The sequence below is a fragment of the Bradyrhizobium sp. NBAIM14 genome (assembly GCF_020193895.1).
GTDB classification, from domain to species: Bacteria; Pseudomonadota; Alphaproteobacteria; order Rhizobiales; family Xanthobacteraceae; genus Bradyrhizobium; species Bradyrhizobium yuanmingense.
This window is the reverse complement of record NZ_JADYVQ010000007.1, coordinates 63308-86700: the sequence shown is the minus strand read 5'-3', so window position 1 is coordinate 86700 and position 23393 is coordinate 63308. Positions and strand designations below refer to the sequence as shown.

25 protein-coding genes are annotated in these 23393 nt (G+C 66.0%); 12 read left to right on the top strand and 13 right to left on the bottom strand.

Going from position 1 to position 23393, the window contains the following annotated elements; translation table 11 throughout:
- Window positions 1–86 precede the first annotated feature (86 nt).
- Complete coding sequence (locus I6F28_RS19070) at window positions 87–917, top strand: L,D-transpeptidase (RefSeq protein ID WP_225113352.1); 831 nt, start codon at window positions 87–89, stop codon at window positions 915–917.
- A gap of 646 nt (window positions 918–1563) precedes the next feature.
- On the opposite strand, the gene I6F28_RS19065 is transcribed toward I6F28_RS19070, so the two are convergent.
- The 6 genes from I6F28_RS19065 to I6F28_RS19040 form a co-directional block, all read right to left on the bottom strand.
- Window positions 1564–2379, bottom strand: coding sequence for a DUF2076 domain-containing protein (locus I6F28_RS19065; RefSeq protein ID WP_036014279.1), 816 nt, complete (start codon window positions 2377–2379; stop codon window positions 1564–1566).
- Between the two features lie 124 nt (window positions 2380–2503).
- Window positions 2504–3349: a ChbG/HpnK family deacetylase gene (locus tag I6F28_RS19060; protein WP_225140497.1), complete on the bottom strand. Its 846-nt coding sequence runs from the start codon at window positions 3347–3349 to the stop codon at window positions 2504–2506.
- Window positions 3346–4383 carry a glycosyltransferase family 2 protein gene (locus tag I6F28_RS19055; protein ID WP_036014274.1) on the bottom strand — a complete coding sequence of 346 codons (1038 nt, stop codon included), beginning with the start codon at window positions 4381–4383 and terminating at the stop codon, window positions 3346–3348. Before I6F28_RS19055 ends, I6F28_RS19060 begins: the two co-directional genes overlap by 4 nt.
- An 86-nt stretch (window positions 4384–4469) precedes the next feature.
- Entirely contained in the window at window positions 4470–5447 is a 978-nt protein-coding gene (hisG, locus tag I6F28_RS19050; protein WP_036014272.1) for an ATP phosphoribosyltransferase, read from the bottom strand.
- A gap of 3 nt (window positions 5448–5450) precedes the next feature.
- The gene (locus I6F28_RS19045; protein ID WP_109145350.1) at window positions 5451–6602 is read right to left on the bottom strand and encodes an ATP phosphoribosyltransferase regulatory subunit; all 1152 of its coding nucleotides are present in this window, start codon (window positions 6600–6602) and stop codon (window positions 5451–5453) included.
- 131 nt (window positions 6603–6733) lie between these two features.
- The gene (locus I6F28_RS19040) at window positions 6734–7489 is read right to left on the bottom strand and encodes a 16S rRNA (uracil(1498)-N(3))-methyltransferase (RefSeq protein ID WP_109145349.1); all 756 of its coding nucleotides are present in this window, start codon (window positions 7487–7489) and stop codon (window positions 6734–6736) included.
- Window positions 7490–7697: 208 nt separating this feature from the next.
- On the opposite strand from I6F28_RS19040, the gene I6F28_RS19035 reads away from it, so the two are divergent.
- Both I6F28_RS19035 and ubiA read left to right on the top strand, forming a co-directional pair.
- The gene (locus I6F28_RS19035; RefSeq protein ID WP_225140496.1) at window positions 7698–8360 is read left to right on the top strand and encodes a hypothetical protein; all 663 of its coding nucleotides are present in this window, start codon (window positions 7698–7700) and stop codon (window positions 8358–8360) included.
- Window positions 8357–9289, top strand: a complete 933-nt coding sequence (gene ubiA / locus I6F28_RS19030; protein ID WP_036027071.1) for a 4-hydroxybenzoate octaprenyltransferase — start codon at window positions 8357–8359, stop codon at window positions 9287–9289. The genes I6F28_RS19035 and ubiA overlap by 4 nt, the downstream gene beginning before the upstream one ends.
- Window positions 9290–9398: 109 nt before the next feature.
- Here ubiA and I6F28_RS19025 read toward each other — a convergent pair whose 3' ends face one another.
- Entirely contained in the window at window positions 9399–9917 is a 519-nt protein-coding gene (locus I6F28_RS19025; RefSeq protein ID WP_225113345.1) for a DUF6101 family protein, read from the bottom strand.
- Window positions 9918–10181: 264 nt separating this feature from the next.
- Between I6F28_RS19025 and I6F28_RS19020 the strand changes: the two genes are divergently transcribed.
- The 6 genes from I6F28_RS19020 to lpxK all read left to right on the top strand — a co-directional run bounded on the left by I6F28_RS19020 (window position 10182) and on the right by lpxK (window position 15716).
- Window positions 10182–11573: a TldD/PmbA family protein gene (locus I6F28_RS19020; RefSeq protein ID WP_036027073.1), complete on the top strand. Its 1392-nt coding sequence runs from the start codon at window positions 10182–10184 to the stop codon at window positions 11571–11573.
- Window positions 11560–12378 (top strand): inositol monophosphatase family protein, encoded by an 819-nt coding sequence (locus I6F28_RS19015; protein ID WP_036009209.1) that lies wholly within the window; start codon window positions 11560–11562, stop codon window positions 12376–12378. The genes I6F28_RS19020 and I6F28_RS19015 overlap by 14 nt, the downstream gene beginning before the upstream one ends.
- Before the next feature lie 61 nt (window positions 12379–12439).
- The gene (locus I6F28_RS19010) at window positions 12440–12682 is read left to right on the top strand and encodes a DUF4170 domain-containing protein (protein WP_036039955.1); all 243 of its coding nucleotides are present in this window, start codon (window positions 12440–12442) and stop codon (window positions 12680–12682) included.
- Entirely contained in the window at window positions 12679–13398 is a 720-nt protein-coding gene (locus I6F28_RS19005; RefSeq protein WP_036039958.1) for a lysophospholipid acyltransferase family protein, read from the top strand. Before I6F28_RS19010 ends, I6F28_RS19005 begins: the two co-directional genes overlap by 4 nt.
- Window positions 13361–14707 carry a 3-deoxy-D-manno-octulosonic acid transferase gene (locus I6F28_RS19000; protein ID WP_225140495.1) on the top strand — a complete coding sequence of 449 codons (1347 nt, stop codon included), beginning with the start codon at window positions 13361–13363 and terminating at the stop codon, window positions 14705–14707. Before I6F28_RS19005 ends, I6F28_RS19000 begins: the two co-directional genes overlap by 38 nt.
- On the top strand, window positions 14700–15716 hold the full coding sequence (lpxK, locus tag I6F28_RS18995) for a tetraacyldisaccharide 4'-kinase (protein ID WP_225140494.1): 1017 nt from the start codon (window positions 14700–14702) through the stop codon (window positions 15714–15716). Before I6F28_RS19000 ends, lpxK begins: the two co-directional genes overlap by 8 nt.
- 317 nt (window positions 15717–16033) lie before the next feature.
- On the opposite strand, the gene I6F28_RS18990 is transcribed toward lpxK, so the two are convergent.
- The 5 genes from I6F28_RS18990 to I6F28_RS18970 form a co-directional block, all read right to left on the bottom strand.
- The gene (locus tag I6F28_RS18990) at window positions 16034–16219 is read right to left on the bottom strand and encodes a hypothetical protein (protein ID WP_225124433.1); all 186 of its coding nucleotides are present in this window, start codon (window positions 16217–16219) and stop codon (window positions 16034–16036) included.
- Between the two features lie 351 nt (window positions 16220–16570).
- Window positions 16571–16948, bottom strand: a complete 378-nt coding sequence (locus I6F28_RS18985) for a TadE/TadG family type IV pilus assembly protein (protein WP_225140493.1) — start codon at window positions 16946–16948, stop codon at window positions 16571–16573.
- Window positions 16945–17385 (bottom strand): TadE/TadG family type IV pilus assembly protein, encoded by a 441-nt coding sequence (locus I6F28_RS18980; protein ID WP_036027076.1) that lies wholly within the window; start codon window positions 17383–17385, stop codon window positions 16945–16947. The genes I6F28_RS18985 and I6F28_RS18980 overlap by 4 nt, the downstream gene beginning before the upstream one ends.
- Window positions 17386–17459: 74 nt before the next feature.
- Complete coding sequence (locus I6F28_RS18975) at window positions 17460–18755, bottom strand: pilus assembly protein TadG-related protein (protein ID WP_225140492.1); 1296 nt, start codon at window positions 18753–18755, stop codon at window positions 17460–17462.
- 244 nt (window positions 18756–18999) lie between these two features.
- The gene (locus I6F28_RS18970) at window positions 19000–19224 is read right to left on the bottom strand and encodes a DUF2093 domain-containing protein (protein WP_225140491.1); all 225 of its coding nucleotides are present in this window, start codon (window positions 19222–19224) and stop codon (window positions 19000–19002) included.
- 193 nt (window positions 19225–19417) lie between these two features.
- Here I6F28_RS18970 and I6F28_RS18965 point away from each other — a divergent pair, with 193 nt between their 5' ends.
- Both I6F28_RS18965 and I6F28_RS18960 read left to right on the top strand, forming a co-directional pair.
- Window positions 19418–20206 carry a dienelactone hydrolase family protein gene (locus tag I6F28_RS18965; protein WP_225140490.1) on the top strand — a complete coding sequence of 263 codons (789 nt, stop codon included), beginning with the start codon at window positions 19418–19420 and terminating at the stop codon, window positions 20204–20206.
- Window positions 20207–20475: 269 nt separating this feature from the next.
- Window positions 20476–20625 (top strand): hypothetical protein, encoded by a 150-nt coding sequence (locus I6F28_RS18960; RefSeq protein WP_225140489.1) that lies wholly within the window; start codon window positions 20476–20478, stop codon window positions 20623–20625.
- 145 nt (window positions 20626–20770) lie between these two features.
- Here the strand turns inward: I6F28_RS18960 and xseA are convergent, their stop codons facing one another.
- Window positions 20771–22390 (bottom strand): exodeoxyribonuclease VII large subunit, encoded by a 1620-nt coding sequence (gene xseA / locus I6F28_RS18955; RefSeq protein ID WP_225140488.1) that lies wholly within the window; start codon window positions 22388–22390, stop codon window positions 20771–20773.
- A gap of 169 nt (window positions 22391–22559) precedes the next feature.
- Between xseA and I6F28_RS18950 the strand changes: the two genes are divergently transcribed.
- The gene (locus I6F28_RS18950; protein WP_225140487.1) at window positions 22560–23363 is read left to right on the top strand and encodes an acetoacetate decarboxylase family protein; all 804 of its coding nucleotides are present in this window, start codon (window positions 22560–22562) and stop codon (window positions 23361–23363) included.
- Window positions 23364–23393 lie beyond the last annotated feature (30 nt).

The following is a 23393-nucleotide window of genomic DNA, read 5'->3' as shown; positions in this document are numbered from 1 at the left end:
TTTTATTGACCACGTCGAAGAGCGCGGATCAGCCACCGGCTCTCCACGACGCATGTGATCTAGACGAAACAGTACAGAGTACGTCGATGTTCAAGAAAATGTCTGTCGCGCTGCTCGGCAGCGCTTGCACCTTCATGGCCGGCGCGAACGACGCGGGCGCCTTCGACAACAGCGTGCCGAACGATCCGCCCGCGGTGCTGTACCAGCCGCGCGTGCCGCCGGCGCCGGTGCGCGTGGCGTCCCATTCCAACATGGGCGGCGGCTTCATCGAATTCCTGTTCGGCGATGGCCCCGGCCGCGGCCCGGCCTACGCGCCGGAGCGGCCGGTGTATCAGCAGCAGCCGGGCTATTACGACCAGCGGCGCCTGCCGCCGATGGGCGAGCCGCAGATGCAAGGTGGGTATCAACAAGGCGGATATCAGCAGGGCGCGTCTCTGCAGCAGGAGGCGGTCGATCCGCGGCAGCGTCCGTTCGATCCGAAATTCGAGAAACAACTCGTTGACTATAGCGGCAAGGAAAGTCCCGGCACGATCGTGGTCGATACGCCGAACAAGTTCCTCTATCTCGTCGAGGGCAACGGCCGGGCATTGCGCTACGGCATCGGCGTCGGCCGTCCCGGCTTCACCTGGTCCGGCGTGAAATCGATCACCGCCAAGCGCGAATGGCCGGACTGGACGCCGCCGGCGGAAATGCTCGCGCGCCGGCCCGATCTGCCCAGGCACATGGAAGGCGGCCCGGAAAATCCGCTCGGTGCCCGTGCGATGTATCTGGGATCGACGCTCTATCGCATCCACGGCTCCAACGAGCCCTGGACCATCGGCACCAACGTCTCCTCCGGCTGCATCCGCATGCGCAACGAGGACGTCATCGATCTCTACGGCCGCGTCAATGTCGGCACCAAGGTCGTGGTGATGTGAAGCGTCATGCGCTCGATGGAGCGATCAAGTCCGGGTGCCGCGTCGGCTCGAAATGCGCGGCGTCGAAGGGACGCTGCCGCCGCCAAACGTCCGCCTGAATAGTCCTACGTCCGCTGACGGTGCCTCGACCCGCGACGAGGGACAGCGGAGCGGCGAGGACGAGCTGATGAAGCCGAATGCGGTGCGCGAGCCGAGCGGTTCAGCCGCCGCACCGACAGCTCTGCCTTCCTGAGGCGCTCGTGCAGTCCCTCCAACTCGTACAATTCGGTGATGAGATGGGTCGTGACGTCGCTCAGGGTCGCGATGCGCTGTTGAAGTGAACTCATTCTTAAAACCCCCGACTGTAGCCAAGAGAGGCAGCCACGATGTGTGGCATAAGCAGTGTGTTCTTCCAATTGAACACCCATGTCCTAATTTGGAAATCCGGGAGTCTACGGCGGCGTGTGTCGGAGGACGATTTCGCCCGGCATGGTGAAGTCAGGCGCACCTCGTGACGTTCTGCACGGTGCTGTCCGACAACGCACGCACTAGTCATATTATATCGAATGGCATCATGGCGTGTGGTGGCAGAGAAGTGCGTTGAGCTCTGCTTGAACAGAAATCGGCCGCCCGGAGGCGGCCGTTCCACATCTGTCGGTCGAATGGCCTACGCGTAATCGCTGCCGCCGTCGTCGTCGCCGCCGAAATCGCTGTTGTCGGCCGTGTCGAAGCTGTCGTCGTGATCGTTGCCGTAGTTCTGGTCGTAGTTGTCGCGCTCGTTCGACGCCTGGTCGAAGAAGCCCTGGCGGGATTCCCGGTTCGAGCCGATGTCATCGAGGCCGGCCTCGCGCGCCAGCGAGCCGCCGGACTGATCGCCGCCGCCCCAAGGACTTCCACCAGCGCTGCGGTCGCCGAGCGCGTTGCTGTCGCCAAAACCCTGCTGGTGCGATCCGCCCATCATGCCGCGGATGCTGGAGAGCAGCAGCGAGCCGCCGACGACGCCGGCCGCGGCTGCCGCCGCCGTGCCGAGGAACGAGCCGCCGCCACCGCCGATCGGCGGAGCGCCCTGACCCGGACCTTGGCCGTAAGCCTGTCCGTAAGGCGGCGCGCCGTAACCCGGCTGGCCTTGCGGCATCGCCTGGCCGGTGTTCCAAGCCGGACGCTGCTCACGCTGCGGCACATTCGGCACCGAGCCGCGGGACGGGCCGCCGCCAAACAATGTGTCGCGCATGGTGTCGAGGAAGCCGCCGGACTGCGCCTGCTCGGGCGCGTGGGCCGCTTCCAGCTCCTGGATGCGGGCATTGGCGCGCTTCAACGCTTCGTCCTGGACCAGCGTGGTCTGCACCAGCGCGTAGATGGCGCCGGGCGCCTTGCGCAGCCCGTCGGAGATCGCGGCGATCGCATCGGGATCGCGCTGTGCATTCTCCAGCTTAGAAAGCCGGTCAAAAAGGTCGTCGACGAGCTGGCGTTCCTGCGGCGTCATGATCTGTCTCCTTCGCGCCAAACCAAGCGCGAGAGGAGATGTAGGGTTCCATTATGGCCCCAACAGTGCCGGCCGGATTAAATTTCGGTATGCGACAAGCTGCCTCTGGGCCGCTTTTCGCCGTTCACTGCAGTGTCACGTTGCTGTCGGCCAGCAGGCGCGCGAAGGCATCGCCCGCGAGATAGGCGTGCTCGCGCTCGCGGACGTCGGTCATGGGGTCGAGGCCGGTGAGGACATCATCGACAAAGCCGGGATGGCACATCACGAGGCCGCCGTCGGGGAGACCTTCCAGGAATTGCCGCATCAGCGCGCCGAAATCGGCGGCGCGCGTGAAATCATAGGCGCCGGCGAAGCCGGGGTTGAAGCTGAGGCCGGCGCTGCCGGCGCGGCGGCGGAATTGCGCGCTGAGGATATCGAGCACCATGGCCTTGGGGGAGGCCAGCCGCTGCCGCAGCGGCAGGTCGCGGCCGCCTTGGCGCACCCAGGCGTTCGGCGCGACTTCGCTGACCGCATCGACAAAACCGTCGCGCACCTGCGGGAAGAGCTGCACATGCTGGTGACCGTCGACGAAGTCGGGGGTGCGTCCGAACGCGTCCATGAAGGCGGCCAGCTGTGCCTTCACCTCGTTGCGGATGAATTCACGGTCGAGCCGGCGCATCAGTCCGGCGCGCAGCAGCTTGGGAAAGGCGAAGAACATGTCGCCGTCCAAGGGGCGGAAATGCATGGTGAGCGGCCGGAACGGCGCCGACAGCGTCACATGCAGCCCGATCGCGCAGCGCGGGCTTTGCGTTGCCGAAGCCTGCAGCGCCTCGACGTCGCCGCGCGCGACCGCGGGTCCCACCATCATCACCGAGGTGGCATTGAGGCGGCCGCGTTCGATCAGGTCGCGGATGGCGCGGTTGACGCCCGGGCTGATGCCGTAATCGTCGGCGCAGAGCCAGATCCGCCGCGGGCTCGCGGCCACGCTCATTCGGCTGCCGTCCTGCTCGCGGCATCATCGGCTTCGGAATGCTTCTCGCTGTGCTCGGCGACGAAGTAGATCGGGCGCGCCTTCAGCTCGGAAAGGATCTTGCCGATATATTCGCCGACGATGCCGATCATGATGAGCTGCACGCCGCCGATCGTCATCAGTCCGATCACGAGCGAAGGATAGCCGGGCACCTGCTTGCCGGTCGTGAACACCTCCCAGAGGATCGAAAGGCCGAACAGGAAGGCGCCTCCTGCGAGAATGACGCCGAGCAGGCTGGCGAAGCGCAAGGGCGCCACTGAAAAGGACGTCAGGCCCTCGATCGACAGGCCAAGCAGGCTCGCGGCGTTGAAAGTGGTGACGCCATGGGCACGCGCTGCGGGCTCGTAGTCGACGCGGATCTGGCGGAAACCGATCCAGCTGGCGAGGCCCTTGAAGAAGCGGTTGCGTTCCGGCAGCTGCCTCAGCGCCGCGACCGCGCGCGGCGACAGCAGGCGGAAATCGCCGGCGTCCTCCGGAATCTTCTGACGGGCGCCCCAATTGATCAGCGCGTAGAAGCCGTGCACCGCGACCCGGCGCAGGAAGGACTCGTTGTCGCGATGCGCCTTGGCGGTATAGACGACGTCATAGCCGTCATCGATCCAGTGCCGCACCAGCTGTTCCACCAGCGCCGGCGGATGCTGGCCGTCGCCGTCCATGAACATCACCGCGCCGAGGCGGGCATGGTCGAGCCCCGCCATCAGCGCGGCCTCCTTGCCGAAATTGCGCGACAGCGACACCACCTGGACGTCGATAGCGTCGGCCGGCAATGACCGCGCGATCGACAGCGTCGCATCCTTGCTGCCGTCGTCGACATAGACGACTTCGCAGGACAGGCGATAGCGCTGCCGCAGGGTCTTGGCGAGCTCGCAGATGCGCTGATGCAGGCCGGCAAGGCCAGCCGCCTCGTTGTAGACGGGGATGACGATCGACAGCCCCTTCGCGGCTGCGCTGGCTGCGGTGGTCGTCATGCCGGATACGTCAGAGCCCAGCGTCATCGATCAAGGTTCCAGAGGTGTTTAGGTCTTCTCAACCGCATATGGTAGCTGCCGTTTGCTGTCGCAAAGCTGAACAAACCTTGGGCTCACCGCCGCAGGAACGCCTCCAGCCTGGCGAACAGCGGATTCTCGCGGTCGAACACGTAGTCGAGCGACACCACCGAGACGGTCTCGGCGCCATGCTCGCGCAGGAAGCTCGCCAGCGCGTAGAGCTGCCCCGGTGGGCAGTGCAGGGTCAGCATGCCTGACGAGGTCGGACCGCCGAACGGGGCCTCCACGCCGAACCGGCTGTGGGCTTCCCCGAGCAGGGCGGCATCGCATTGGCGGAAGCGGGTGCGGACTTCGCGGTACTTGTTGGCCCGCGCCCGTGCTGCGATGTGATCGAGGATGACACGCGCCGTCTCGCGCGCCTGCGGCGACCAGTCGGCCTCCTTGGCGGCCACCAGATTGGCCTGGCTGCGCAGGATCACGCCGTCGTCGAGCACGCGCAGGCCGTTGGCGGCGAGCGTCGCGCCGGTCGTGGTGATATCGACGATCAGCTCGGCGCTGCCGGCCGCCGGCGCGCCTTCGGTGGCGCCCGCGCTTTCGACGATGCGGTAATCGCTGATGCCGTGAGCCTGGAAGAAGCCGCGGGTGAGGTTGACGAATTTGGTCGCGACCCGCATCCGCATGTGATGCTGCTCGCGGAAGCCGGTGGTGACGTCGTCAAGGTCGGCCATGGTGCGGACGTCGATCCAGGCCTGCGGCACCGCGACGACGACGTCGGCATAGCCGAAGCCGAGCCCGTCGATCAGCGACACGCGCTTGTCGGCATCGGCGATGTTCTCGCGCACCAGGTCTTCGCCGGTGACGCCGAGATGCGCGAAGCCGCGCGACAATTGCGCGGCGATCTCGCTCGCCGAGAGATAGGCGACCTCGACATTGTCGAGGCCTGCGATGGTGCCGCGGTAGTCGCGGGCGCCGCCGGCCTTCGACAGTTTGAGGCCGGCACGGGCAAAGAAGGCCTCAGTGTTCTCCTGCAGGCGGCCCTTGGAGGGAACGGCCAGAACGAATGGCGCGCTCATAACTTAAGCTCCCACCTTGCGGCCGATCCGGTTCAGCGCCTCCACCCAGACCGAGAAGCCGACCGCCGGAATCGGCTCAGCTGATCCGAGCTGGGTCATCAGCCCGTCGTAGCGGCCGCCGGCGACCAGCGGCTCGGTGCCGTTGCCGCTGTGATGCAGCTCGAACTCGAAGCCGGTGTAATAATCGAGCCCGCGCCCGAACGCGGTCGAGAAACGAATCTGCCTCACGTTGATGCCGCGCGCGGCCATGAAGCCGACCCGGCTCTCGAACTGATCGATCGCAGATGCGAGATCGAGCTTCGCGTCCGTCGTGAGTGCGCGCAGCTCGGCGATGGCGTCGTCTGGATTGCCCGAAATCGACAGGAAGCGCTTGAGCACGGCGATCGCCTCGCGCGGCAGCGCGCCGCCCTTCAGCGTCGATTGCTCAAGGAAGCGATCGGCGATCTCTGCCGTGGTGCGGCCGCCGACATTGGTGGTGCCGGCGATCGACATCAGATCGGTGACGAAGGCGAGCGCCGCCTTGCGGTCGGAGCCGGCAAGGGCCGCCAGCACGCCCTCATACTCGCTGCGCGTCGCGGTGGTCGCGGCCGCCAGCCGCTCCAGATCCTGCTCCAGGCTGATCTTGCGGTTGAAATCCTTGACCAGGCGGCGCCGCCAGACCGGATAGAGATTGAGGGCGTCGAGCAGCGCATTGAACAAGGCGACATCGCCGGTGCGGATCTCGACGTCGCGGACGCCGAAGGCGGCCGTCGCCTCCAGCCCCAGCGCCAGCATCTCGGCATCGGCCGCGGCGCGGTCCTGACGGGCGAACGATTCGATACCGGCCTGGAGGAATTCACGGGCCTGGCCGCTACGGTAGCGGAACACCGGACCGAGATAGCTGAACCCCGCCGGCTGGCCGGCGCGCCCCGAGGCCAGATAGTCGCGCGCGACAGGAATGGTCAGGTCCGGGCGCAGGCAGAGCTCCTCGCCGGAGAGGTCGGTGGTCAGGTACAGGCTCTTGCGGATGTCCTCGCCGGACAGGTCCAGGAACGGCTCGGCCGGCTGCAGGATGGCGGGCTCGGCCCTGACGTAGCCGGCCTGCGCAAACGACAAGAGCAGCGTATCCGCCCAGGCGGCGGAGCCGGCAGCATTTGAGGTGGCAGTCGCGGTCATCTCACGGGTCCATCGTCCCGGCGGAACCGGGTTAGGCAAGGGGAGGCGAATTGGCGCAGCCCTTAGCATGGCCCGACAGCGGTTTCGACCTCCAAAGGATCAATCGCTTAACGGGTGGGCAATGCGCAGGATCAGGCGCTTTTGCCGCGCCAATCCCCCAGCACCGCTTGCACCAGCGCCAGCGCGGCCACGGCGGCGGTGTCCGCCCGCATGATGCGGGGGCCGAGCGCCAGCTGCAGGATTTTGGGCTGGCGCAGCAACAGCGCCCGCTCTTCCTCGGCAAAACCGCCCTCGGGGCCGATCAGCACGTCGATACCGCGTCCGACCTCGCGCGCGCCTTGCAGGCTCTGAATGGGATTCTGGACCTCCGCCGCCTCGTCGCAGAAGATCAGCAGGCGGTCGGCGGGCCGCTGGCTCAGGAAGCGCTCCAGCGGCACCGGCTCGGCCACGCTGGCGATGCTGAGGATGCCGCATTGTTCGGCCGCCTCGACCACATTGGCGCGCATCCGCTCGGTGTTCACCCGGGACGCCTGGGTGAACCGGGTCAGCACCGGCTGCAGGGCGGCGGCGCCCATCTCGATGGCCTTCTGCACCATGTAGTCCAGCCGGGCATGTTTGAGCGGGGCAAAGACGTAAGTGAGGTCGGCGAGATGGTCCTGGGGCCGGGTCTGCTGCAGGATCACGAGGCCGTCCGGCCGCTTGCGGCCCTCGATGGCGGCCTGCCACTCGCCATCCCTGCCGTTGAAGGCCAGGACCTCGGCCCCGGCCGCCAGCCGCAGCACATTGCCGAGATAGTTGCTCTGGTCGCGGTCGAGCGGCACCCTGGCGTCCTGGGCCAGGGTGGCATCGACGAACAGGCGGGGGGCGCGAAAATCGTGGGAAGGCATCGCTTGGGATCCGATTACCGGCCGTTCTTAACCGAAAGGCGCCATTTCGGGGGTAAATATTGCCGAACTGGTGCGTCCCAGCGCCGCGCTCTCGCCCTATTCCACGGGTTGTTAAGCGCCGGCGGGAATCGTAAAAACGCGAACACGCTGGTCGCGCTTCAATTGGGAAGCCCTGAACCCGTAAGCTCCTGCCGGAGAGACTGTCTTGATGATCCGCCATTTGATGGTTCCGATCACTGCCGCCATGGTGGCCATGGGTGCTGCGGGCGCGACTGCCCAAAGCGCGTTCCCGGCGCCGCTGCCCAACCAGCCTGCCGCCAATTCCCCATTTCCTCCGGTTAACGGTTCGGCACCCGCTGCTTCGCTCGGTGCGGCGCCGCAATCGTCCTTTCCCGTGAACGGTGCTGCCCCGATCGGTGGCGCTGGCGCCTTCAGCGCGGCTCCCCCGACGCAGGCCGGTCCCGGCGAGGACTGCATGAAGGCATTCATTCCGCTGCGCGAGGAAGCCGAGAAGCGCGGCAAGCTGATCAAGGCCGCGAGCGATCGTCGCGCGCAGCCGGACGAGGCCTGCAAGCTGATCCGCAATTTCAGCCAGGCTGAAGTCAAGATGATCAAGTACATCGAGACCAATGCCGCCAAATGCGGAATCCCGCCCCAGATCGGTGCGCAGCTGAAGGAAGGTCACAAGAACACCGAGGCCATGGCGACGAAGGTCTGCAACGTCGCGCAACAGATGCAGAACCAGCCGCGCGGGCCCGCCGGACCGTCGCTGAGCGAGGTGCTGGGCTCGGGCTCGGCGCCCGAGGCCAATGCCGGCAGGAAGGGTGGCAGCACCTTCGATACGCTCAACGGCAACGTCCTGACCCGATGAGCGATACATCCGCCCGCGTTGCCGATTCCACCGGCAACTGGGTCGATACGCTCGCGCCGCATTGGGCGCGGCCTTACCTGCGCCTGTCCCGCTTCGATCGCCCGATCGGCTCCTGGCTTCTCCTGATGCCATGCTGGTGGTCGGCGGCGCTGGCCGCCGGCATGGCGCATGACGTTCGCGGCCTGCCGCTCACCATCGTGCTGTTCTTCATCGGCGCTTTCGTCATGCGCGGGGCCGGCTGCACCTGGAACGACATCACCGATCGCGACCTCGACGGCAAGGTCGAGCGCACGCGCTCGCGGCCGCTGCCGTCGGGGCAGGTGACCACCAGGCAGGCGCTGGTCTTCATGGTCGCGCAGGCGCTGGTCGGTCTTGCGGTGCTGCTGCAGTTCAACCGCTTCGCGATTGCAACGGGCATCGCCTCACTCCTGATCGTCGCGATCTATCCCTTTATGAAGCGCATCACCTGGTGGCCGCAGATCGTGCTCGGGCTCGCCTTCTCCTGGGGCGCGTTGATGGGGTTTGCCGTCACCTTCGGCCGCATCGACGCCACCGCGCTCGTGCTCTATGCCGGCGCGATCTCCTGGGTGATCGGCTATGACACCATCTACGCGCATCAGGACACTGAGGACGACGCGTTGATCGGCATCAAGTCGACCGCGCGCCTGTTCGGCGCGCATACGCGCCAGGCGCTGGTCCTGTTCTACGGGCTCGCGGTGATGCTGATCGGCGTCGCGCTGGCATCTGGCGAAGCGCGCTGGCCGGCCTGGCTTGGGCTTGCCGCCTTCGCCGCGCATCTGGTGTGGCAGATCGTGCGGCTGAATATCGCCGATGGCGCGCTCTGCCTTCGCCTGTTCAAGTCGAACAAGCATGCGGGCCTGTTGCTGTTTGCGGGATTGCTCGCGGACGCGATGATGCGAGCGGCGTGACGCGAAAATGCGTAGGGTGGATTAGCGAAGCGTAATCCACCAACTTCTATCCGCGCGAAAAGCAAAGAGGTGGGTTACGCCCTTCGGGCTAACCCACCCTACGGCACCGTCAATTCCTCGCGATGATCTCGCGCTCGCCCTGATGAACCGGCAGCTCGCGCGCCATTGCGGTGCGCCGGCGCATCAAGAATTTCGGACGGCGGGCGCGGATCGCATTGGCGCGGCGGCGGCGCGGTGCGGGTTTGCGCGCGCCTTCGTCGAGCTGCGGCAGCGCAAAGATCTCGCTCCAGATCGCCCAGGCCTGCGCGATCTCGTCCGCGTCCGCGCTGATCAGTAGCGGGATGGACAGCGAAGGATCGCGATGCACGAGGACGAGCGTCTGCGTCTCGTCATTGCCGCGGAGCGCAACGCCGGTGAAGTCGGCGACGCGCACGTTGATCGCCATCTGCATGCCGCGCACGGCACGGCGCAGCACGACACGCTCGCGATGAAGCTCGATCTGCCTGACATGTCCGTCGGCGCGCGGATCATGCGCATCGAAGCGGACCGGAAGGGAAAGAGGGTCGAGCCGCAGGGAGCGGCTCGACCCGGCGGGGTGGGCCCCGCATGTTGCTGTTTGACGCCTCACGGCTTCGTTCTCCCCGCCAGGATTATGTTCCCGGTCGATGCGAGGACCTTAGCGCCGGGCGGTCCGAAACCGCTTAAAAAGGCTGGTTAACCCACCGTCACTCGCTCCTCATGATTGACAAGACCTTGGCGTGCATGATTGACGAGACGTTGCGCCGACGTCGCGAATCTGAGCTTTTGGCGGGCTGAAAATGCTTGAAGTCCGCGCTATCAGGGCACATCTGTGGGTTCCGGTCCCGAACCCCGCCCCAACAGGATTTCGTTCGTGAACTCTTCACCAAGCCCGACGCTTTCGCCTTCCGCCAATCGCGACCTGTTCGATCAGTCCGCGCTCTCCGATCTCGCGCAGCGGCTGGTCGAGGCGGCCAAGCGCGCCGGCGCGGATGCGGCCGACGCGGTCGCGGTGCGCGGTGTCTCGCAGGGCGTCGAGGTCCGCGACGGACGCGTCGAGGAATCCGAGCGGTCCGAGGGCGACGATGTCGGTCTGCGCGTGCTGGTCGGTCAGCGTCAGGCGGTGGTCTCCACCAACGACGTCAGCGGCGATGCCGTCACCAAGCTCGCCGAGCGTGCGGTTGCGATGGCGCGCGTCGCGCCCGACGACAAATATGTCGGCCTTGCCGATCCCGCGCTGCTCGCGCGCGACTTTCCCGATCTCGACCTACTCGATCCCGCCGTGCCCACGACGACCGAGCTCGAGCGCCGCGCGCTCGCGGCCGAAGCTGCCGCGCTCGGCGTCAAGGGCGTGACCAAGTCCGGCGGCGCCTCGGCCTCATCCGGCATCGGCGGCATGGTGCTCGTCACCTCGACCGGCTTCCACGGCTCCTATCTGCGCTCCAGCCAGGGCATCTCCGCCACCGCCATATCGGGCGAAGGCACCGGCATGGAGCGCGACTACGACTTCACCTCGGCGCCGCATGGCGCCGATCTGCTGTCGCCGGAGGTCGTCGGCCGCTCCGCCGGCGAGCGCACCGTGGCGCGCTACAATCCGCGCAAGGTCGAGACCTGCAAGGTCCCGGTGGTGTTCGATCCGCGCGTCGCCGGCTCCCTGGTCGGCCATCTCGTCGGCGCCATCAACGGCGCCTCGATCGCGCGCAAGACCAGCTTCCTGAAGGACAAGCTCGGCCAGCAGCTGTTTGCGAAGAACATCCGCATCATCGACGATCCCCTGCGCAAGCGCGGGCTGCGCTCGCAGACCTTCGATGCCGAAGGCGTCGCGGTGAAGCGGACCGCGCTGGTCGACGACGGCGTGTTGACGACTTGGCTGCTCGACTGTGCCACCGCGCGCGAGCTCGGCCTCACCACCACCGGTCACGCCCATCGCGGCGTGTCCTCCTCGCCTTCGCCGGGGCCGTACAATCTGCATCTCGAGCCCGGCTCTGCAACGCCGGCCGAGCTGATCGCCGACATCAAGCAGGGCTTCTACGTCACCGACCTGATCGGCTCCGGCGTCAACGGCGTCACCGGCGATTACAGCCGCGGCGCCTCCGGCTTCTGGATCGAGAACGGCGAGATCACCTATCCCGTCAGCGAGGTGACGATCGCCGGCCATCTGTTCGAGATCTTCAGGTCGATGCAGCCTGCGAACAATCTCGAATTCCGCTACGGCATCAATGCGCCGACGGTGCGCATCGAGGGTTTGACGCTTGGCGGACGCTGACGCGCATTCTCTCGACCACACCCTCCTGACCCGCGACGCGGCGCTGCTGAAGGACACGGTGCGGGAGGCGGGCGCGCTGGCGCAGTCGATGTTCCGCACCGAGCTGAGGAAGTGGACCAAGGGCGCGTCCTCGCCGGTGTCGGAGGCCGACATCGCCGTCAACGATCTGCTCGAATCGCGCCTGCGTGCTGCAACGCCCGAATATGGCTGGCTGTCCGAGGAGAGCGCCGACGATGCGGCGCGGCTGTCGCGGCGGCTGACCTGGATCGTCGATCCCATCGACGGCACGCGCAATTATCTCGGCGGCCATGACGAATGGTGCGTCAGCGTCGCACTGGTGGCGGACGCTTCGCCGGTGCTCGCCGCCGTATTCGCCCCGGCCAGCGACGAATTCTTCTTCGCGGTGCGCGGCAAGGGCACGACGCTCAACGACAAGCCGGTGCGCGCGACAGGCGGATCCGAACTCGACTTCGCCCGCGTCGCCGGCCCGAAGCCGCTGGTCGAGCGGCTGAAGCCGTCACTCGGCGAGATCAAGCTGCACCGGCGGATCGGCTCGCTGGCGCTGCGGCTGTGCCGGGTCGCCGATGGCGCGCTGGATGCGGCATTTGCGGGCGGCAACAGCCATGATTGGGATCTTGCGGCGGCCGATTTGATCGTGCAGGAAGCGGATGGTAGGATGAGCGACCTCTCCGGAGAACCCATCCTCTATAACCGCCGGGAAGTGGCGCACGGGGTGCTGGTGGCAGCGGGACGCGAACGTCATGCGGGCATTGTCGCGCATTTTCGCAACCGTCCGATAGCCTAAGGCGCATTCGTGGTGCTTCTCGAACACTGCTTTGCCGGGCAGCCCCTTAGGAACAGAACTCATGCCAGATAGCGCCCCGCAACAACTGCTCCACCTCGTCATCGGCGGCGAGCTCGTCGATCTCGAGCACAACACCTTCAAGAATCTGGACGAGGTCGACATCGTCGGCCTATATCCGAACTATGCCAGCGCCCACGCCGCCTGGCGGGCCAAGGCGCAGAGCACGGTCGACAACGCGCAGATGCGCTACTTCATCGTCCACCTGCATCGGCTGCTCGATCCGAATCAAGAACCGGCGCGTTGAAGAAACTGCTTCGCAATACGCTGCGAAGCAGCTGGTTTCAGCGTGCCGTCGGGGTCCTGGCGGCCGAATATCTGCGTCTGGTCTGGCGGACCAACACCTTCACCTTCGATCCGCCCGACGTCTACGAGCGCGTCGAGCCGCAGCTCCCTGCGATCTTCGCGTTCTGGCACGGCCAGCATTTCCTGACGCCCTTCATCAAGAACCAGAACAAGGCCTCCTATCGGGCCAAGGTGCTGATCTCCCGGCACCGCGACGGCGAGTTCAATGCGATCGCCGCCGAGCGGCTCGGGATCGGTACGATCCGCGGTTCCGGCGACCATGGCGGCGCGTTCCACCGCAAAGGTGGCGTCGGCGCCTTCAAGGAAATGGTGCGGACGCTCCAGGCCGGTTGTAATGTCGCGTTGACCGCCGATGTCCCCAAGCGCTCGCGCGTGGTCGGGCTCGGCATTATCATGCTGGCACGGGAATCGGGACGGCCGATCATGCCTTTCGCGATGGCGACCAGCCGCTTCGTCCGGCTCAAGAACTGGGATCGCACCACCATCAATTTGCCATTCGGGCGGGGCGCTTTGGTCGGCATCAAGGAAATCCACGTTCCCGCAGATGCCGACGCCGCCATGATGGAGACGTTGCGGCAGGAGCTGGAAGACACGTTGAACGAGGCGACCCGTCGCGCCTATGCGCAGCTCGGCCGTCCGGGACCGGAAGATGCCTAAGTCGCTGCCCATTGCGCTGCCGATCACGCTGCGGATGTATCGGCGCCTGGCCGCCGGCCTGGTGCCACTCGCGCCTGCGCTGATCAAGCGGCGGCTGAAGCAGGGCAAGGAGGATCCCGCCCGCGTCGGCGAGCGGCGCGGCCTGTCCGCCGACGTGCGGCCGCACGGCCCGTTGGTCTGGATTCATGGTGCCAGCGTTGGCGAGGTCCTGGCGGCGGCCGCCCTGATCGAGCGCCTGCGCGATCTCAATCTGCGCATCCTGCTCACCTCGGGCACGGTCACCTCGGCCGCGGTCGTCGCAAAACGCTTTCCCCCCGACGTCATCCATCAATACGTGCCGTATGACTCGCCGCGCTATGTTGCGCGCTTCCTCGATCATTGGAAGCCGTCGCTGGCGCTGTTCATTGAATCCGATTTGTGGCCGAACCTGATCCTCGCCGGCGCGGCGCGCCGGGTGCCGATGGTGCTGATCAACGGGCGGATGTCGCCGCGTTCCTTCCCGCGCTGGCGCCGCATGCACGGCACCATCTCGGCGCTGCTGTCGCGGTTCGACATCTGTCTTGCGCAGTCGAAGAAAGATGCCGAGCGCTTTGCCGCGCTCGGCGGCCGCGACGTCGCGACGACGGGCAATCTCAAGCTCGACGTGCCCGCGCCGCCGGCCGACCCCGCCAAGCTCGAACGGCTGATGGCGATGACGCGCGGGCGTCCGATCATCGTCGCGGCCTCGACCCATCCGGGCGAGGACGAGATGTTGGTCGCGGCGCATCGCAGCCTGGTCGGCTTCTTCCCGCAGCTTCTCACCGTGATCGTGCCGCGGCACCCGGATCGCGGCTCATCGATCGCAGGCCTCGTCACGGCGTCGGGCCTGAAGCCCAGCTTGCGCTCGCGCGAGGAGCTGCCGACCGCGACGACCGACGTCTATGTCGCCGACACCATGGGCGAGCTCGGCCTGTTCTATCGGCTCTCGGGAATTGTGTTCATGGGCGGATCGCTGATCCACCATGGCGGGCAGAACCCGATCGAGGCGATCAAGCTGGGCGCCGCGATCGTCCACGGTCCGCACGTGTTCAACTTCGCCGACGTCTATGAAGCGCTCGATACCAGCGGCGGGGCGCGGCAAGCCGACACGCAGGAGGCGCTCGTCAAGCAGCTCGGCCAGTTGCTGGCCGATCCCACCATGCGCGACAAGATGCAGCGCGCAGGCACGGGCGTGGTCGAGCAGCTTGGCGGTGCGCTCGATCGCACCATGACCGCGCTCGAGCCCTATCTGCTGCAGTTGCGGATCGAGATGGGGGCCGCCAATGCGTGAGCCGGCCTTTTGGTACCGGCCACGCTCCCTTCAATCGTACGCGCTATGGCCGCTCGGTGCGCTTTACGGCGCGATCACTGCACGGCGCATGCTGCGCCAGGGCGTGGACGCCGGCATCCCCGTGATCTGTGTCGGCAACTATCATGTCGGCGGTGCCGGCAAGACGCCGACGGTGCTGGCCTTGACCAAGCTCTTGCGCGAGCTCGGCGAGACGCCGGTCGTGCTCAGCCGCGGCTATGGCGGGCGCCTGAAGGGGCCGGTGATGGTCGACCGCGAGCGTCACGATGCGTCCGACGTCGGCGACGAACCCATGATGATGGCGCGCGACGTCCCGGTCGTGGTCGCGCGCGACCGCCTCGACGGCGTCGCGCTGGCGAAATCGCAAGGCGCCACCGTGATCCTGATGGATGACGGCTTCCAGAATTCGCGCCTGTTCAAGGACGCCTCGCTGATCGTGATCGACGGCGAGCGCGGCCTTGGCAACGGCGCGGTGTTTCCCGCAGGGCCTCTGCGCGCACCGCTCGCGGTGCAGCTCGCGCGCACCGATGCGCTGGTGCTGATCGGCGACGGCAATGCCGCCAACGATGTCGCGGCGGAGATCGCCAAGCGGAACAAGCCCGAGCTGCGTGCGCGCCTGAAGCCGGATGCGGCCTCGCTCGCGCAGCTGCTCGGCACGCGGGTGTTCGCCTTCGCCGGCATCGGCGATCCCGAGCGTTTCTTCCGTACCCTGCGTGCGAGCGGGATCGACGTCGCGCGCACCCGCGCCTTCGCCGACCACCACATGTTTTCGGACGGCGAGATCGCAGCGCTCGCAGCGGAGGCGCAGCGCGAGCAGCTCACGCTGGTGACGACGGAAAAGGATCTTGCACGCTTGCGCGGCCGCGCAGGCGTGCCTGACGGCATCGTGCCGTTCGCCGTTCAGCTCGAGTTCGATGACTTGGCGAAGCTGCGGCAATTGATCAGCGATCATCTATACAGAGCGCGCGAGCGAAGGTTCAGTGCGCGCTGATCGCGCAACGTGAGGCAAGGTCTCTGCCCTGGTCGCGAATCGTGTCGTATTCGCCGCCGGGAAGCTGATCTGCGGATCCAAAGCGCAGCCGCCGCCGTCGGACGACGCGGCGGCTGTACTCATGTCGAAGTCGGAATCATGTCTGCAACGAGCCATGCTCACCACGCGCCGGCGGCCATCAATCCGATGATGGTGAGGCACGACATGCAGGCGACGACGACGGTGTAGCATTCGGGTGTATTCATTGCCGTCTCCCAAACTGTTGCCAATTGCTTGGTCACTGCTACGCGGGAGTGATCGCCGGTCTTGGAGCCGCTTCAATTCGGCAGGCCGAGACCGGTCTTGCGGTGCGGGTCCGTTCTCTCATCATCACTCAGCGTCGCGGGATAATGATCCGCTGCGACAGCTTCAGCGCGCTCAGCTGCGATCAGAAGCTGTTTGCGCATCTCAGCGAGACGGGCGCGGCAATATTCACGATAGAGCAGGTCGAAAATGGCGGGCATGATCACCCCCATCGCTTGATTGTCGATTTACAGATATTCCACCGCGAATTTTCAAGGTGATCGTCGCCCGTCAGATGGCTCTTCGATATGAGCCCGTTCACAGACCGCGCCAATTCCAACGCTCGATGGCTGTTTGGTTGACCTGATCGTCTGTGCGATAAAAAGAACAGGGCCAATTACCTAACCTGCACTATAGCAGTGCTTTGTTTCAGCAGAACTTCATCAAACAACTCTAGGGCGCGGAATTGCAACAAAGAATCCAACCACAGGGCGAAACGACTCACCCACGGCTGCAAGGAATGTAGAACGCAAGCGATTGGCATGGCAGAATCCATTTTTCTGTCGGCGACCTCAACTCGGGAAGCAGGCTCGCGCGGTCAGCGTGATCGGGGACAGGTTGATGATCTGCGGAAACTCGAATGAATAGCTGGCGCTGACCTGGTTGCCGCACGCGGCCGTGGCAAAGGTGAATGTCCCCGGCGGGAGCGTGAGGCCGTAGGCCTGCTCGGCAGCGTAGGTCGTGATCGCGCTGCTGCTCGGGCAGAGCGTGTTGTTGACGCTCGCGCAGCGCGCCGCCATTTCGCTGCCATGCTGGATTCCGAGCTGAGTCCAGAACAGCAGCCCGCATTCGATGATCCCGAATATGAACAGGAAGAACACGGGAGCGGTCAGCGCAAATTCCAGCGCTGTGGTGCCGCGCGTGTCCCGCCATAATGCGGTGAGCTTCACTGCAGCCTCGTGGTGGACTGCGCGGTGTATGTGTAGGTAGCCGCCACGATCTGATAATCGATGATCGTATAGTACGTCGCTTGCGCCGAGACCGTCGTATATGTCCCGGCCGGCGCACCGCCGGTGCAGACCGTTCCGCAGCTGGTGGCGCTGACGCCCGCACTCGTTGGACATCCGCAGAACTGGACCGGCGGAGGTGAAGCGGTGATGTTCGTTGCGCTGGTGGCACTTGCGACGGCGTTCGCGATGCCGCTCGTGTCGAAGCCGCGTGCAATCGCGTACTGGGCTCCTGCTTGCGCGGCATTTTCGACCTGCATCTTGCGATAGAGCGCAAGCCCGATGTCCGTGACCGAGACGACCATCAGAGACAGCAGGGGAACCAGGATGGCGAATTCGGCTGCCGCGACGCCCCGTTGATCGCCGGCAGCGATTCGCACATGCCGCGCCAGATAACCAAGCCATCGACGGCCAAGCTTAAATGAGAACCTCCGGATCTGCATCGCTCCAAACCTCATTCGACGAGCTGCGCGGTCTGCGAACCGATCGTCGCGGTGCCGAGCGCGGTGCAATTGACCTGCAGGTTCGACGTGCCGCTGAACGTCAGCGTATCCGCGATGATCTTGGTGCAGGATGTGCTGGTGCCGTTGCCGCCGCTGAAGCTGAGATTGGCCTTTGGCAGGTAGATGGCACCGCCGAAATTCTGCGTAGCACCGCCGGTGAGATTGAAATTGGTCCCGGCCGGCATGTTGCGGTCGCCGTACATGACGATGCCCTTCGTCGGGCCGCTGGTCGGCCCGGTCAGGTCGACGGTCGCGTTGCTGCCGATTGAGGCGGTGCCCCAGTCGCTGCCGGAGCCCGTGAACACCAGGGTGACGCCGCTGCCGGTGATGGTGGCATTTCCGGCGACGCTCAAGCTGGCGCCGTCCAGATAGTAGATGCCGGGATTGAGGTTCAGGACTGCGCCGGCGTTGACCGTGATGCTGCCCATGTAGCAGCCGGGGTCGAGCGAGTTCGTCTTTCCGTTGGCGTTGACCGTGATCTTGGCATTGCTGCAGCTCGGCCGCGTCGGCGGAGAGACGTCGGCATAGGGATCGGCGACAGGCGTGATGTGCGTCTTGATCCCGTTGGCCGCCGTGATGCTGCTCGCGCCGGAGACGTCGCCAACCACGCCGACCTGGTTTGCCGCCACCGAGGCGCTGCCGGCGACGTTGAGCGAGGGGCTCGCGCTCGAATTGCTGTAGAGATTGCACTTGATCAGGTTGAGCTGGTTGCCGCCGCTGACGTTGACGGCGGGGCTTGCGCTCCTGTTGAGCGCAAGGACGCAGCCGGTGCCGGAATTGGGCAGCGCGACCGAGCGCGCGGTGATTGGTACGCGATCCGAGCCGAACAAGGCCGACAGCAGCCGACGCTGCGGTTGACTGACGATGACTTCGATGGCCTGCGCGTTCGACGCTTGACTGCCTGTTTTCGGTGGCTGGTTCACCGTCACAGTGACGTCGTTCGCGCCGTCGGTGTAACCATAATTTGCCGCGACCGCCTTGGCTTCGGACCGGGGGTCGCCGCCTGCACTGGCAGCCGTCGCAGCGCTGACCGCGCCGGAATCTGCAACGCTCTGCATGTTCTTGTGCTTGTAGTACCACCAGCCCACTTCCGTTCCGAGGCCGGCGGTGCCGACCAGGACCGGCATGAGCACCGCAGAAATGAGCACGTAGCTGCCCTGCTCGTCGCGGATGAACCGTTCGAGCAATTGATCCTTTGCGCTCGAAGGTGCACCGAACGAACGGCTGAAAATTCTCCGGAGGTCCATGCTTCCTGCCCGATTGCCACTTTATCCCGAGGCAATGTGGTGCGGGGCGGCTTAAATGGGCCCCAATGGGAGCCGGACAATTTTAAACATCGGCGAACATTCAGCCGGCATTCATGGCCGCAATCTTATTGAATGAAGCCGCGTCCAGGAGAAGTCAGATGAAATTGCGGTCTGCAATTGTTACCGCCGGCCCCGTGTGTCTGCCGGTTTTGCCCGCCCTGCGAGAGTTACGAGAGCCGAGGGATCACGACTGCTTCGGTGCGCCGGGAAAATGCCGCTGCAGCACCGCGGCGGGCGTGGCATAGGCCTCCTGCAGATCGACGCTCCAATACTTCAGCTCGTCGAGCGGGATGCGGACGTCGGTGATCGCGCAGCGCACGTAAGTCCCCGGCGAGATCACGCGGAAATCGCCGTCGAGATATTGCACCTGCGCTTCGCCATGGCCCGAGGGGCCGAACTTGTTCAGCACGGTCGAAAGTCTCCGCGGAAGGCCTCTCCAGGAAAACCGTGGAAGGCACGATGTGTTGGACGGGATGTAGCATAGATGGGGTGGCTTGTCCGCCCGTTAAACCCACCGGTTCGTGATGATTTGCCGCCGTTTTCGCATGATAGAGCTTCAGTCGAAGGGGCGCTGGTTCCGGCAGCTCCTGCGGCAGAGTTCGATGCGCCTTCGCCTCGCCGCTTTGTTCCTGACGCTGCTGATGTCGGCCGCGCACGCCGCCCCGGCGCCGCAGCCGGTGGAGATTCCGCTCGCGTCCGGGGTGCTCCATGCGCAGCTCTACAAGCCCGCGGGCGAGGGGCCGTTTCCGGCCGTGATCGCGCTGCACGGCTGCGGCGGGCTGAGTAGCCATTCCGATCCCGTGCTGCCGCGCTATCGCGAATGGGCCGAGCGACTGCTCAGGAGCGGCAATGCCGTGCTGCTGCCCGACAGCTACGGCTCGCGCGAGCTCGGCCCGCAATGCCGCGTCAAGGAGATGCACGTCAAGGCGCGGCGCGAACGCGTCGCCGATATCGCGGCCGCGCGCGCCTGGCTGATGCAGCAGCCTTTCGTGGCGCGGGACCGTGTCAGCCTGATCGGCTGGGCCAATGGTGCGAGCGCGCTGCTCTGGGCCGTGCGTCCGCAGAGCGCGGGGCGCGATCCCGGTCCGGACTTCCGTGCCGCGATCGCATTCTATCCGGATTGCCGGATCTCGGCGGGCCTCGGCTGGAGCACGCGGGTGCCGACGCTGGTCCTGATCGGCGCCGATGACGAGGTGTCCTCGCCGCCGGCCTGCCGCCAGATGGTGGACGGCGCGCGCGGCCGCAGCGCGCTGGCGCGCATCGTGGTCTATCCCGGCGCCGATCACGATTTCGACCGCGCCACCACGCCGTTGCACGCCGCCGCACCCGAGCAGGATGCCGAGGCGCGTGCCGCCTCGCAAAAGGACGTCGCGCAATGGCTGGCGCGGTGATGGCGGTGCCGTAGCCCGGATGCAGCGAAAGCGAAATCCGGGACAATGCAACGTGTGGCCCGACCCCGGATTACGCTTCGCTCCATCCGGGCTACGCGTCCTGCCCGAGCGGGGCCGTCCGGGGAACAACGTCAGGCGGACAGCCCCGCATCGACCACCGCCCTGCACGGAGTGTGGCCGACGGGGAAATCTACGGATCGCGCATGGCTGCGGTTTCAGCACGTGGCCGCGTCATCATTCGACCACGATGTCGATTCAACGCATCTCATATGCGCAACCGCATCACGCTCTTCGCCTCCGCCCTGATCGTCTTCACCGTCGCGATCCTGCTGTTCGAAGCCCGCGCCGGCGCCTCCCATCACGCGCCGGACCATTGCGGCTTCTGGACCACGATCGAGGCGGGATTGTCGTGCCGCTGAAGTAGATTTGGATGGGCGACGCGCTGCCTCCACGTCGTCATTGCGAGGAGCCCTTGCGACGAAGCAATCCAGAGTCCCTCCGCGGAAAGACTCTGGATTGCTTCGCTGCGCTCGCAATGACGCGGATAGAGCCCGTGCTCGCTCCCTAAAACAAGCTGCCCTGATCCACCGGCTTGGCCACGCGCTTCGGAGCCGGCTTCGTCTCCGCCGCCGGCTTCGCCTGCGCCGGCGCGCGCCTCTCCGCGGGCGCCGGCCGATCCGCATCCGCCGTCGCGCCGACGCGGCCGTCCGCGAACTCGATCTCGAGCCGTGCGCCGGGGCCGATCGCATCAGCCGCATGCACGGGATGGCCGGCCTCGTCGCGCACCAGGGCAAAGCCGCGCGCGAGCACGCTGCGATAGGACAGCGCGGAGAGCAGCTTGCCGCTGTTCTCGACCCGCGCCTCCAGCCGATGCAGCAGCGTGACAAGTGCGCGCTGAGCCCGCTCAGTCAGACGATGGGTGCGCTCGCGCTGGCGGGCAATGGCGTTGCGCTGCGCCTGCGCATTCGCAAGCTTCGAGGCCCGCAGGCGCACCTCCAGTCCCGCAAAGCGGTCGCGCCGCCGCCGCAGCAGCGAGCGCGTGGAGAGACCAAGCCGCTCGCCGCACACGGTGAGGCGATGATCGGCCTGGGAGATCTGGCCGTGCAGCACGCGCAGCGTCAGCTTCGCGCTGGCGGCGGTGAACCTGCGGAAATGCGCATGCGTGTTGGCCTTGAGACAGCGGGGCAGGGACGCGCCCGCCGAATCCAGCCGCTGCCGCGGGATCGCCAAGAGATCGCCGGCTGCCGGCAGCGCGCGCGCGGCGGCGCGCAGCTCGCTGCGGCGGCTCTCCTGGGCGCGTTGCCAATAGGCGCGGGTGCGACGCCCGAGATCGCCCACCTCGACGAACAAGTCGCTGCGCACCGGCACGGCCATCTCGGCCGCCGCCGTCGGCGTCGGCGCGCGCTTGTCGGCGACGAAATCGATCAGCGTGATGTCGGTCTCGTGCCCCACCGCCGAGATCAGCGGGATCATGCTCTCGCTTGCGGCGCGCACCACGATCTCCTCGTTGAACGACCAGAGATCCTCCAGCGAGCCGCCGCCGCGCGCGACGATCAAGACGTCGGGCCGCGGAATCCGGCCGCCCTCGGGGAGCGCGTTGAAGCCGCGGATCGCGGCCGCGACCTGCTCGGCCGAGCCGTCGCCCTGCACCTTCACCGGCCACACCAGCACGCGGCGGGGAAAGCGGTCCTCCAGCCGATGCAGGATGTCGCGGATGACGGCGCCGGTCGGCGAGGTCACGACGCCGATCACCTCCGGCAGCCAGGGCAGGAGCTGCTTGCGCGCCTCGTCGAACAGGCCCTCGGCGGCGAGCTTCTTCTTGCGCTCCTCCATCAGCGCCATCAGCGCGCCGATGCCGGCCGGCTCCAGCGCCTCGATCACGATCTGGTATTTCGACGAGCCCGGATAGGTCGTGAGCTTGCCGGTGGCGATGACCTCGAGCCCCTCCTGGGGCTTGAAGCGCATGCGGCTATGCACGCCCTTCCAGATCACCGCCTCGATCTTGGCGCTCTCGTCCTTGAGCGCGAAATAGCAATGGCCGGAGGAATGAGCCCCGCGAAAGCCGGAGATCTCGCCGCGGACGCGGACATGGCCGTAGGCGTCCTCGACCGTCCGCTTCAGGGACAGGGACAGTTCGGAGACGGTGAATTCAGGCGCGTTGAGCAGTTGTTCCGCAGGCGGCATAGCAAACGATTCGGCATTTCGGGGTCAGGCCCGACGTTAAGGATTTTCGCAGGCAAGCGCCAATCGATTCGGGGGTGCCGGGGAACCGCCCTGGAAGGCGACTTGACCAACCTCAATTTTCATATATGAAATTGTAAAATCATATATGGATTCAGAGGAAGCGGACCCGATGACTGCGGTTACTGATCCCGACGACCCGCGCGGACGCATGTTCGGGCAGTACCAGCTCAAGCCGAATAGTGGGGTCAATCCGCCCTATTCGCCGGCTTATCCGGTGGAATGGGGCTGCACCTTGCGGACCGTCGAGATCATGACCCGTGTCGCGCCCGGCAAGGTCGCGACCTTGCTCGCAGAGACGCCGTTCGAGATCGCCAGCGACCGCGTGGCGTTCCGCTTCATGCGTTCGCCTGGCCATTCTCTCGCCGTGCATGCGGGCGAGATGTTCGATCTGATGATCTCGGTGCCCGTGCGCTACAAGGGGCTGTTCACCGAGACGCATATCTTCATGTATTGCAGCGATCCCATGGGGATCTGTGCCGGACGCGAGGTGTTCGGCTACACCAAGAAGGATGCGCATTACGCCTTCGACGAGCATGCCGATGGATCGATCACCGGATGGGTGCGGCGCCGCGGCATTCCGCTCGCCGATTTCGCCTTCACGCCGGATCCGTCCGCGCCGGTCGTCCGCATCGTCGACGGCGATAAGCTGCCGGCCGGTGAGATCCATGTGCGCCGTCTGCCGCATCCCGAGCGGCTCGGCACGGCCTATGCGGACATCGCCTACCGCCGCACGCCGTTGAAATATTCCAAGCCGGTGCCGGGCCGCGCCGCGATGACGCTGCACGCCAGCGCGTACGATCCGATTGCCGAGCTCGATCCGGAGATCCTCGGCGCGCATTTCATGGTCTCGGACGTCTATGGCGGCGGATTCGAGGTCGAGGACCGGCGACTCGTCGAGCGCCTCACACCCTGAACGACAAGATCAGCCTGCGTGCAATGTACA

What these genes read in the sequence shown, in the direction of transcription:
- I6F28_RS19070 (WP_225113352.1), top strand. Translation starts at nt 87, where the DNA reads ATGTTCAAGAAAATGTCTGTCGCGCTGCTCGGCAGCGCTTGCACCTTC.
- I6F28_RS19065 (WP_036014279.1), bottom strand. Translation starts at nt 2,379, where the DNA reads ATGACGCCGCAGGAACGCCAGCTCGTCGACGACCTTTTTGACCGGCTT.
- I6F28_RS19060 (WP_225140497.1), bottom strand. Translation starts at nt 3,349, where the DNA reads ATGAGCGTGGCCGCGAGCCCGCGGCGGATCTGGCTCTGCGCCGACGAT.
- I6F28_RS19055 (WP_036014274.1), bottom strand. Translation starts at nt 4,383, where the DNA reads ATGACGCTGGGCTCTGACGTATCCGGCATGACGACCACCGCAGCCAGC.
- hisG (WP_036014272.1), bottom strand. Translation starts at nt 5,447, where the DNA reads ATGAGCGCGCCATTCGTTCTGGCCGTTCCCTCCAAGGGCCGCCTGCAG.
- I6F28_RS19045 (WP_109145350.1), bottom strand. Translation starts at nt 6,602, where the DNA reads ATGACCGCGACTGCCACCTCAAATGCTGCCGGCTCCGCCGCCTGGGCG.
- I6F28_RS19040 (WP_109145349.1), bottom strand. Translation starts at nt 7,489, where the DNA reads ATGCCTTCCCACGATTTTCGCGCCCCCCGCCTGTTCGTCGATGCCACC.
- I6F28_RS19035 (WP_225140496.1), top strand. Translation starts at nt 7,698, where the DNA reads ATGATCCGCCATTTGATGGTTCCGATCACTGCCGCCATGGTGGCCATG.
- ubiA (WP_036027071.1), top strand. Translation starts at nt 8,357, where the DNA reads ATGAGCGATACATCCGCCCGCGTTGCCGATTCCACCGGCAACTGGGTC.
- I6F28_RS19010 (WP_036039955.1), top strand. Translation starts at nt 12,440, where the DNA reads ATGCCAGATAGCGCCCCGCAACAACTGCTCCACCTCGTCATCGGCGGC.
- I6F28_RS19000 (WP_225140495.1), top strand. Translation starts at nt 13,361, where the DNA reads ATGCGCAGCTCGGCCGTCCGGGACCGGAAGATGCCTAAGTCGCTGCCC.
- lpxK (WP_225140494.1), top strand. Translation starts at nt 14,700, where the DNA reads ATGCGTGAGCCGGCCTTTTGGTACCGGCCACGCTCCCTTCAATCGTAC.
- I6F28_RS18990 (WP_225124433.1), bottom strand. Translation starts at nt 16,219, where the DNA reads ATGCCCGCCATTTTCGACCTGCTCTATCGTGAATATTGCCGCGCCCGT.
- I6F28_RS18975 (WP_225140492.1), bottom strand. Translation starts at nt 18,755, where the DNA reads ATGGACCTCCGGAGAATTTTCAGCCGTTCGTTCGGTGCACCTTCGAGC.
- I6F28_RS18965 (WP_225140490.1), top strand. Translation starts at nt 19,418, where the DNA reads ATGCGCCTTCGCCTCGCCGCTTTGTTCCTGACGCTGCTGATGTCGGCC.
- I6F28_RS18960 (WP_225140489.1), top strand. Translation starts at nt 20,476, where the DNA reads ATGCGCAACCGCATCACGCTCTTCGCCTCCGCCCTGATCGTCTTCACC.
- xseA (WP_225140488.1), bottom strand. Translation starts at nt 22,390, where the DNA reads ATGCCGCCTGCGGAACAACTGCTCAACGCGCCTGAATTCACCGTCTCC.
- I6F28_RS18950 (WP_225140487.1), top strand. Translation starts at nt 22,560, where the DNA reads ATGACTGCGGTTACTGATCCCGACGACCCGCGCGGACGCATGTTCGGG.